The organism is Paraburkholderia sp. AV2, from assembly GCF_054968425.1.
In genome coordinates, this window is the sequence record NZ_JBANLK010000102.1 from 1 (window position 1) to 3,065 (window position 3,065).

A 3,065-nucleotide genomic window follows, 5' to 3' on the forward strand; every position below is an offset into this window, starting at 1 on the left:
CGTCTGCTGGAACATCTTCAGCCGAGCTGAGCGGCCATTTTGAACTGGCCTTTTACGAGCAGGCCTTGCCGTAGGCCGGGTGGTCGCCGGCGGCCTTGGCCGCGGTTTCCGACATGTACTGGCCCTGCTTCGTCTTGCCGTAGAACTTGTCGCCCTGGCAATGGTAGACCTTGGACTTGGTGTTGACCCACACCTGGCCAGGACCGCCACCCGGTGTTGCCGCGGCGGCGGTAGACGCGGCCGCCGCCGGGGCACCCGTTGCCGGAGTTGCGGCAACGGGCGCGCTGGCTGCGGCCGTGCCGCTCGCGGCGGCACCGTACCAGGTCTTCAACCCCTTGTGCCCCTTGCACGCGCCCTTCTTGCTTGCGCTGCTGTTAAACGAACCGTCCTTGCACAGGCCGGTGGTGCCTGCCGGCGCGCTGGCCGGAACCTGGGCGAAGCTGCCCAGCGAAACGCACAGACCGGCGGCAAGTGCCGCAAAAAAGACTGATTTTTTCATTAGGGCTCCGTTCATTCTGAATGGCTGCAGGTCGTTCGTCGAATGCGCTCCGGGCTTACTTCACCCAGTGGCACACGCGATGGTGGTGATGGTCGAAATGGCACACTCGGTGCGAGTGGGCGTTGGCGATGGCCGGCGTGAGGACGGCGAATGCGACGGTCGTCGCGGCCAGAATCCTTGCAATGCGAGTCATGACGGTTCTCCGTGGTGGTCGAGCAGCCGGTGGTCGAGCTGCTGTCTCATTAACGGCAAGATCCGAAATACGTGCACATCGTCGTCCGCATTTTGACCATCTTTAACATTTTTATCACGACGGTACACTCGGCGCCCCCTGCTTGCCCCCCGTACGCCCCCGCAAGACCTCGTAAGGCGCCCGTCAAAGCCCCCTCCTGATTCCCGCTTCGCCAACCCCGCCTCGCCGCGAAACTTTGCATGCCCGGCGCCGAGACCCTCCCCTTCGGCGCTTTGGTCGGGGCGCGCCTCGATGCGGCGCGCCCTCTTTTTCGTCTCACTCTCGTCAAGGACTCGCCTCATGACCAGCCCTATCGGCCCCGTCAGCAATCCGTTCCCCAACGCGCTGAACTCGACAGCCGGCGGCCACAGCACGAAAAGCACCAACACCACCGGGAACGCCGACACGCCGTCGAGCCAGCAGGAAACGGTGCGGCCGACGCCACCCTCCGGTCCGCTCGGCCAGAACATCAACACCACCGCATGAGTGCTGCGCCGCTGCCCATGTCTGCCGCTCCGTCTCGAGCCGTGCAAAGACATCGCTTCGCAGTACGCATGACACGGGCCGCTTCGGCCGTCTCGCTCGCCTGCCTTGCGCTGCCGCTCAGCAGTTGCGCGGTGGCAGCCTTTCCTTGCCGGGTCGCTTCGGCAACGCTGAAGATCGTGCCGGTGGTCGGTCATCCCGCTGCCGCGCCGTTCGACACGTGTGCCGACGCGATCGACTGATCCGGGTCCTTTCGATGAAACCGGTATCGCTGCTGGCCATCGTCCTCTGCGCGGCGTGTCTCGGCACGCCGACCGCACGCGCGGATTCGCGCCCGCATGCCGACGCGGACGCAAACGCGAAACCTGTTGTCCATGCGGTTCCCCATGCTCGCGCGCACGATCGCGACAACCTGCCTTTCTCGTTTCGCGGCATCCCGCTTGGCATCCCGCTCGAAGCGTTACGCGCGTCTAGCATGGTGCGCGCGACGCCGCACGAGAGTACCCTGGTATGCGAGACCGACGTGCTGGGCGGTGACATCGGCATGCTGATGAAGAGCCGCGCGAGTCCCACGGTCGCCTGCCGATGGGCGCATCGCACCCTCGACGGCTGGGCGCCTTCGCAAGCCGTCGTGGCCGGCGCCCCCGCCGCGGATCACGTGCTGCGCTTCGCGCACGATGCGCCGGGCGAACCGCTGCGGCTCTATGAAATGTCGTTCGTCGTGGATCGCCCCACCGCGCTCGACCTGCGCAACATGCTCGCCTCGCGCTACGGCGCACCGCATCTGCACGGCGACACCACGCTGCCGCTCTTCGAGTGGGAAAACGCGTCGAGCACGATCACGCTCTGCCTGCTGCCCGACGGTGACCGCGCCACGCTCACCTACACGCTGAAGTCCGTCAGCCCGCATCCGGCGTCCGGCATGCGGACCATGCGGGTCAGCCAGTTCGACGAGGGTTGAGCCCCACGCGCACCCCAAGAATGCTTATTCGATCCAACCGATGAAGACCCTTCGCGTTCATTCTTCCCTCGCGCGTGCCAATCCGTCGGCATCCTTAATTTCCATCTGCGGGATGGCGATCGCGCTCGCCGCGTTCTGCACCGGTTGTTCGACCCCCGACTCGATCGTCAACACGCCGATGACGCCGCCGCTTGCCGATCTGCCGTTGAACGTGAACACCGCGGGCTCGATCTATCAGCCCGGCACGGCCGTCGCGCTGTACGAAACGCCGCGTGCGCAGCGCATTGGCGACGTACTCACGATCCGCCTTTCCGAAACCTATAGCGGCAGCGACAATGCCAATGCCTCGGCCAATCGTTCGAGCGATATCACGGCCACGGCCGCGGATCAGTCCACGGCCGCGGCGGCGCGTCTGGCGCACCTCTTCAACATCGGCTCGGCTTCGACTTCGTTCGACGGCACGGGCAAACGTTCGCTGACGAGCGACATGACCGGCACGCTCGCCGTGACGGTGATCAGCAAGACGCCCACCGGGAACCTCGTGGTTTCCGGGGAAAAGCTGATTTCGATGAGCGGCGAGCATCAGCGTCTGCGGCTTTCGGGCATCGTCAACCCGAACGACGTCGAAGCCAACAACTATGTCGAATCGGGCAAGATCGCCAACGCCCGCATCGAGGAGGTCGGCCACGGCCTGCTCAACGACGCCACGACGGTGGGCTGGCTTCAGCGCATGTTCCTGAGCGTGCTGACGTTCTGATCCGCCGGGCGGCGGGCCGGCGCCCCCCCGCGCGCCCCATAAAAACGACACCCCCCCCCCCCCCCCCCCCGCCCCCCCCCTTTTCTATCGTCGCGCGTCGTGCGCCGCGCTTACGAGATGCGCTTCGCCAGCT

Annotated in this window: 6 protein-coding genes; 4 read left to right on the forward strand and 2 right to left on the reverse strand. The window is 65.7% G+C overall.

Annotated features, from left to right (window positions below; all coding sequences use genetic code 11):
- Positions 1-52: 52 nt before the first annotated feature.
- Entirely contained in the window at positions 53-499 is a 447-nt protein-coding gene (locus V8683_RS31170; RefSeq protein ID WP_411192008.1) for a hypothetical protein, read from the reverse strand.
- A gap of 55 nt (positions 500-554) precedes the next feature.
- Positions 555-692 carry an HHHH-motif protein gene (locus V8683_RS31175; protein WP_411192007.1) on the reverse strand — a complete coding sequence of 46 codons (138 nt, stop codon included), beginning with the start codon at positions 690-692 and terminating at the stop codon, positions 555-557.
- Positions 693-1,031: 339 nt separating this feature from the next.
- Here V8683_RS31175 and V8683_RS31180 point away from each other — a divergent pair, with 339 nt between their 5' ends.
- From V8683_RS31180 to V8683_RS31195, 4 genes are all read left to right on the forward strand, one after another.
- Positions 1,032-1,217: a hypothetical protein gene (locus V8683_RS31180; RefSeq protein ID WP_411192006.1), complete on the forward strand. Its 186-nt coding sequence runs from the start codon at positions 1,032-1,034 to the stop codon at positions 1,215-1,217.
- 68 nt (positions 1,218-1,285) lie between these two features.
- Entirely contained in the window at positions 1,286-1,456 is a 171-nt protein-coding gene (locus tag V8683_RS31185; protein WP_411192005.1) for a DUF6726 family protein, read from the forward strand.
- A gap of 14 nt (positions 1,457-1,470) precedes the next feature.
- Positions 1,471-2,175, forward strand: coding sequence for a hypothetical protein (locus tag V8683_RS31190; protein WP_411192004.1), 705 nt, complete (start codon positions 1,471-1,473; stop codon positions 2,173-2,175).
- A gap of 112 nt (positions 2,176-2,287) precedes the next feature.
- Complete coding sequence (locus V8683_RS31195) at positions 2,288-2,932, forward strand: flagellar basal body L-ring protein FlgH (protein ID WP_411192536.1); 645 nt, start codon at positions 2,288-2,290, stop codon at positions 2,930-2,932.
- The last annotated feature ends 133 nt before the right edge of the window (positions 2,933-3,065 follow it).